The following is a 6,419-nucleotide window of genomic DNA, read 5'->3' as shown; positions in this document are numbered from 1 at the left end:
TGGTAGGTACCCAGACCGGCCTTGGACGCCAGCGACGAGGGGCTGAACATGGGCACGCGCGTCATGGATTCGACACCCGCGGCGATCACCACGTCCATGGAGCCGGACATGACGGCCTGGGCCGCAAAGTGCAAGGCCTGCTGCGACGAACCGCACTGGCGGTCGATGGAGGTGCCGGGCACCGATTCGGGCAGCTTGGACGCCAGCACCGCGTTGCGCGCCACATTGGTGGACTGCTCGCCCACCTGGCTCACGCAACCCATGAACACGTCTTCCACCTGCGCCGGGTCGATACCGGTGCGGTCCACCAAGGCATTCAACACCTGGGCGGCCAGCTCCACCGGATGCCAGCCAGACAAACGACCGCCACGGCGGCCCCCAGCGGTACGGACGGCGGCGACGATATAGGCTTCGGACATGGCAGGGCTTCGCGGGTTGGTTTCGATGCCTGTATTCTGGTGCGCAGCCCAGGCGACCAGCGTCGTCGGAACAGACGATTTTGGCCAGCCGCCTTCCCAGCCCCATCAGACCGGGCAATCACCCTTGGACTTCGTCACTTCGGACGACGACCTCCCCGCCCACTGGCGACACACTGAGCCACCCCCACCCCGGAGACCGCCCCATGAGCGAACCCGTTTTGCACATCAGCCACCCGCAGCCGGGCTGCGCCTGCCTCACCCTGAACCGGCCACAGGCCCTGAACGCGCTCAGCGGTGCACTGCGGCAGGCCTTGGTGGACGCGCTGGGCACCCTGGCCCAGGACGACAGCGTGCGCGTGCTGGTGCTCACTGGCGCGGGCAAGGCCTTTTGCGCCGGGCTGGATTTGCAGGAGCTCAGCAGCCAGGGCCTGCCCGAACTGAGCGGCGCCAACGACCCGGTGCAGGCGCTGAAAGGCTTCCGCAAACCGGTGGTCGCCGCCATCAACGGTGCGGCCGTGACCGGCGGCTTCGAACTCGCCCTGGCCTGCGACGTCCTGCTCGCGTCCAGCACCGCCCGATTTGCCGACACCCACGCCCGCATCGGCGTCATTCCCGGTTGGGGCCTGTCGCAAAAACTCAGCCGCCTGATCGGCCTGTCGCGCGCCAAAGAAATGGCCTTCAGCGGCAACTTCATCGACGCCGAAACCGCCGAACGCTGGGGCCTGGTCAACCGCGTGTTGGCGCCCGATGCTCTGCTGCCCGCCGCCCTCGCCCTGGCCGCCGACATCGCCAGCGCCGAACCCGGCATGCTGCAGGCCTACAAGCGGCTGATCGATGAAGGGTTTGACTTGCCCATGGGTGAAGCGATGGCGCTGGAGGCGCGGCGTTCGAGCGAGTGGGCTGCGGCGCAGACGCCGCAAGCACTTGCACAGCGGCGCGATGCGGTGCAACAACGGGGGCGGGCGCAGGCGGGGTGAGGCTGGCTCGCAGCACTCAAGCACCGAGGGCAACGCAAAACAGCGGGGGGCGCGGCACGCCAGCGCAGTCGCGGTGCGCGAGCAACGACAGGCGAACACGAATTCGTCGATTCGGACGATGGGGGAAGCGAAGGTGCCGCCTACGATTCCCCTGACTCCTCGCAATCCCCCTTCAGAGACCTCATCAATGACCCCCTCCCTTTCCCGCCGCACCACCATCGCACTGGCCGCCGCCGTGATCGCCGTCGCCAGCACCGGCCTGGCCCATGCCCAGAAAAAATACGACACCGGTGTCTCAGACACCGAGATCAAGATCGGCAATATCGCCCCCTACTCGGGTCCGGTCTCCGCCTACGGCACCATCGCCAAGGCCGCTGGCGCATATTTCAAGAAGGTCAACGCCGACGGCGGCGTCAACGGCCGCAAGATCAACTACCTTTCGATGGACGACGCCTACACGCCCTCCAAGACCGTTGAGCAAGCGCGCAAGCTGGTCGAGCAGGAAGAAGTGTTCCTGCTGTTCTTGCCTATCGGGACCTCCCACAACCAGGCCATTCAACGCTACATGAACGCGAAGAAGGTGCCACAGCTTTTCGTGGGCTCCGGTGCCACACGTTGGGGTGATATCAAGAATTTTCCATGGACGATGGGCTGGCAGCCGACCTACCACGCAGAGGGCAAAGTGTTCGGGCAGCATGTGCTCGAAAGCAATCCGGACGCCAAGGTGGCGATCCTGATGCAGAACGACGACTTCGGCAAAGACTTCTACAAGGGCGTGCTCGACGGACTGGGCGCCAAGGCAGAGACACACATCGTCTCCCGACAAACCTTTGAAGTCACCGACCCCACGATCGACAGCCAGATCGTCTCGGCCAAAGGCGCGGGCGCCGACGTGCTCATCATCCTGGCCACGCCCAAGTTCTCGGCCATGGCGATCCGCAAAACGGGCGAGATGGGCTGGAAGCCAACCCGGTACGTGGCGAGCGTGTCGGTGTCGGTGAATTCGGTTCTCAAGCCCGCAGGGCTGGACAATGCGGTCGGCGTGATCAGCGCCACCTACTTCCGCGACTCGACCGACCCGGCCTCGAAAGGCACGCCCGAGTTGACCGAGTACCTGGCCTTCATGAAACAGTACTACCCAGACGGCAACCCGGACGATTCGCTGAATCTGATCGGCTATTCGGCGGCACAAACGCTGGTGCAAACGCTCAAACAGGCTGGCGACAACCTCACCCGCGAAAACGTGATGAAGCAGGCGTTGAACCTCTCGATGACGCTGCCCATGCTGTATCCCGGCATCGACTTGAAGACCGGTCCAGACGACTTCTTCCCGATTGAAAAGATGCAGCTGATCCGCTTCAACGGCACGCGCTACGAGCCCATCGGTGGCTTGTTCCAGGGGCGCTGAACCACAATGACCCACGCGGCAGCCACCACCCCGGCCATCCAGGACGGACCCACCATGCCTGGGCTGGTGCTGCGCGCGCTGCGCCGCCACCCCGAGCGCACCGCGTTCGTGCAAGACGGCGGCGAAGCACTGAGCTACCGCACCACGCTCAACCTGATCGGCCGTGTGCAGGCGGCGCTGGCTGCCGCCACCGGCGAGCAACCGCTGCGCCTGGCGCTCATCAGCTCCAACCGCGCCGAGGCCTGGTGCGCCGAGGTCGCCGCACAGGCGCTCGGCGGTCTCACCACCTGGCTGCACCCCATGGCTTCGATGGCCGACCAGGTGACCCAGATACAAGACGCGCAGGCCAACGCGCTGCTGGTGGACGAGCCGACCTCCCGCGACCGCGGCGGTGAACTCGCCGCGAGCTGCCCAGGGTTGAAGACCGTGTGGACACTCGGGCCCGCCAGCTTCGGCACCGACCTGATCGCCACCATGGCTCAGGTGGGGGAAGTCAGTGTGCGCGACCTCTCGCACCCCCTGGGCATGGCCACGCTGGGCTACACCGGTGGCACGACCGGCCGCTCCAAAGCCGCGATCCGCCGCCAGCGCCACCAGGCGGCGATCGCCCTCTCCATCCTCACCGACTTCGAGTTGCCGCTGATACCGCGTTATCTCGCGGCCGCCCCCATCAGCCATGTCGCGGGCACCAAGGTGCTGCCCACCCTGATGCGCGGTGGCACCGTGCATTTGCTCAAAAGCTTCGACCCCGAGCAACTGCTGGCCACCGTCGAGTGCGAACGCATCAACATGACGCTGCTGGTGCCCACCATGGTCTACAAACTGCTGGACCACCCCTCGCTGAGCCGAACCGATACGCGCTCGCTCGAGTTGCTGCTGTACGGTGCTTCGCCCATGTCGCCCACGCGATTGGTCGAAGGGATCGAACGCTTTGGCCCGGTGTTTTCACAGCTGTACGGGCAGACCGAGTGTTACCCCATCAGCTTGCTGCGCAAGGCCGACCACCACCCCAAGCACCCGGAGCTGTTCGCCTCGTGTGGCGCGCCCGTGTCCAGCTGCGACCTGCGCCTGCTCGACGACGAGATGAACGAAGTGCCGCCCGGCGAAGCGGGCGAGATCTGCGTGCGCGCCCCGCAGGCCATGGAAAGCTACTGGGGCCGACCCGAGCTCACCGACGAGGCCCAGGCCGGTGGCTGGCTGCACACCGGCGACATCGCACGCCAGGACGATCGGGGCTACCTGTACATCGTTGACCGCAAGAAGGACATGATCGTCAGCGGGGGCTTCAACGTGTACCCCCGCGAGATCGAAGATGTGTTGACCTCGCACCCCGCCGTGGCCATGGCCGCGGTGATCGGGGTGCCCGATGCCAAGTGGGGCGAAGCCGTGGCCGCCGTGGTGGTTCGCAAGCCTGGCGCCGAGGTGGACGAGGCCGCACTGGTGCAGCTGGTGAAAGGGAAAAAAGGCTCCCAACAGGCGCCCAAACGCGTGGAGTTCGTGGATGCTCTGCCGCTCACTGCGCTCGGCAAAATCGACAAAAAACAATTGCGCGAACCGCACTGGGCCGGCCAGGCGCGACGCGTGGGTTGAGAAAGGCACAGCAGCATGGCATTGCCCGACCACATCCGCCAGCGGCTGCGGCTGCCGGTGATCAGCGCGCCCATGTTCCGGGTGTCCGGCCCCGATCTGGTCGTGGCCGCATGCAAGGCTGGCGTGATCGGTGCCTTTCCCACCGCCAACTGCCGCAGCGTGGACGAGCTGGACCAATGGCTGCACCGCATACGCGGTGCCCTGCAGCCCAGCGATGCGCCCTTCTGCCCCAACCTCATCGTGCGGCGCGAGGGCATGCGCGAGCACCTCGACTGTCTGCTGCGGCACAGGGTTGAAATGGTCATCACCAGCGTGGGCTCGCCCGAAGCCGTGGTGGGCCCGCTGCACGACATGGGTTGCCTGGTATTCGCCGACGTGGCCTCGCTGCGCCACGCGCACAAGGCCATTGCAGCGGGGGTCGATGGCTTGGTGCTGCTGAGCTCTGGCGCTGGCGGCCAGACCGGCTGGGTCAACGGTTTTGCGTTTGCACGCGCCGTTCGCCAAGGCTTCGATGGCCCCATCATCATGGCCGGTGGCATGTCCGACGGCCAGGCCGTGTGGGCCGCACGCGCTTTGGGCTGCGATCTGGCCTACATGGGCACCAAGTTCATTGCCACCCACGAAAGCATGGCCGACCCGGCCTACAAGCAGATGCTGGTGACGAGCGGGTTCGACGATGTGATGCTGAGCAAGGCATTCACCGGCCTGGAAACCAATATGCTGCGTCCCTCCATCCTTGCCGCCGGCCTGGACCCGACCGCCATACCCGCCAGCGTGGGCGAAGAAGGCGCTGCCATGCTGTTCGGCAACGGCGCTGCAGACGCGGCGCCCAAGCGCTGGAAAGACATCTGGAGCGCCGGGCACGCGGTGTCGGGTGTAGGGACGGTGTGCAGTGTGGAAACGCTGGTGGAGAACACAGTACGGGAATATGAAGCGGCGCGGGCGGCGTCGAACCAGGCAGGGTTTTGAACGGAGCGCCCAGAGCACCGGCGCCGTGCGCTTGAAACGCCGTGTCGACGTCATGGTGCTTTCGGCAACACGCTCCAGCGGGTGAAAAGACCGGCTATATATCCAGCACAAGCTCCTTCGAGTGCGATCCCGAACAGCAAATCATCATCGTCTTGCCCGAGTCCTTTTCTGCCTGCGACAGCACGAGGTCGCGGTGATCGGGCCTGCCAGCTAGCACACGGGTTTCGCAAGCGCCACACACCCCTTGCTGGCACGAAGAGGGCACGACCACGCCACACGCCCGAAGGCTCTCCAGAATGGACTGCCCGGGTTCCACCGTGAGTTCGTGGCCGCTCCGCGCCAGGCGCACGGCAAAACCCCCTTCGACAGCGGCGGCTTGTTTCGCGGCAAAGTGCTCCACGTGCACGCGTTCGGGTGGCACGTCGGCACAGGCCCCCTCAAACGCTTCGATCATGGCGTTCGGTCCACAGCAGTAGAAATGCGAACCCTCGGGCGCCTGCGCCACCAGCCGCGTCCAGTCGAGGCGCCTGCCTGCTCCCTCGTCGCTGAAGCCCAGGTGCACATGTTCGGCGATACCGGGTTGGGCGAGTTCGTGCAGCAAGGGGGCACTGGAGCGACTGCGGGCGCGGAAGTGCAGCGTCCACGGGCGTCCGAGCGCCGCCAGGCTCTGCACCATGCACCACATCGGCGTGATCCCGATACCACCGGCAACCAACACGCTGTGCGCTGCGTCCTCCACCAAGGTGAAATTGTTCCGGGGCGCAGAAATGTCGATCAGAGCTCCCACTTTGGCCGCATCGTGCATCCAGGCCGAACCACCCCGGCCGGCCGCCTCCCGCTTGATACCGATGAGGTAGCGGTGGCGCTCCTGCGCATGGTTCAGCAACGAGTAGCTGCGGGCGACGCCTTGCGGCATGTGCACATCGATATGGGCACCTGCCGTGAATGGCGGCAACAAATCTCCACCGGGTGGGCGCAGGTCGAAGGTCAACACGTCCTCTGCCGCGTACTCGATGCGGTGGATACGCGTCTTCAACAAGGGTTCCGACATCGCCG

The 6,419-nt window shown here is 65.7% G+C and carries 6 protein-coding genes; 4 read left to right on the top strand and 2 right to left on the bottom strand.

Annotated elements, in window-relative coordinates; all coding sequences use genetic code 11:
• The coding region (locus tag ABYB95_RS00635; RefSeq protein ID WP_372656478.1) for a beta-ketoacyl synthase N-terminal-like domain-containing protein at nt 1-419 on the bottom strand (419 nt) is incomplete at its 3' end.
• Nucleotides 420-622: 203 nt separating this feature from the next.
• Here ABYB95_RS00635 and ABYB95_RS00630 point away from each other — a divergent pair.
• From ABYB95_RS00630 to ABYB95_RS00615, 4 genes are all read left to right on the top strand, one after another.
• On the top strand, nt 623-1,396 hold the full coding sequence (locus ABYB95_RS00630) for an enoyl-CoA hydratase (protein ID WP_372656476.1): 774 nt from the start codon (nt 623-625) through the stop codon (nt 1,394-1,396).
• A gap of 187 nt (nt 1,397-1,583) precedes the next feature.
• Nucleotides 1,584-2,804, top strand: a complete 1,221-nt coding sequence (locus ABYB95_RS00625) for an ABC transporter substrate-binding protein (protein ID WP_372656475.1) — start codon at nt 1,584-1,586, stop codon at nt 2,802-2,804.
• A 6-nt stretch (nt 2,805-2,810) separates the two neighbouring features.
• Entirely contained in the window at nt 2,811-4,394 is a 1,584-nt protein-coding gene (locus tag ABYB95_RS00620) for an AMP-binding protein (protein ID WP_372656474.1), read from the top strand.
• 15 nt (nt 4,395-4,409) lie between these two features.
• Nucleotides 4,410-5,363, top strand: a complete 954-nt coding sequence (locus ABYB95_RS00615) for an NAD(P)H-dependent flavin oxidoreductase (RefSeq protein ID WP_372656473.1) — start codon at nt 4,410-4,412, stop codon at nt 5,361-5,363.
• A 94-nt stretch (nt 5,364-5,457) separates the two neighbouring features.
• Here ABYB95_RS00615 and ABYB95_RS00610 read toward each other — a convergent pair whose 3' ends face one another.
• Nucleotides 5,458-6,414: a 2Fe-2S iron-sulfur cluster-binding protein gene (locus ABYB95_RS00610; protein WP_372656471.1), complete on the bottom strand. Its 957-nt coding sequence runs from the start codon at nt 6,412-6,414 to the stop codon at nt 5,458-5,460.
• Between the last annotated feature and the right edge of the window lie 5 nt (nt 6,415-6,419).

The organism is Hydrogenophaga sp. (assembly GCF_041633695.1).
Taxonomy (GTDB): Bacteria; Pseudomonadota; Gammaproteobacteria; order Burkholderiales; family Burkholderiaceae_C; genus Hydrogenophaga.
This window is presented reverse-complemented; position numbering and strand designations above follow the sequence as displayed.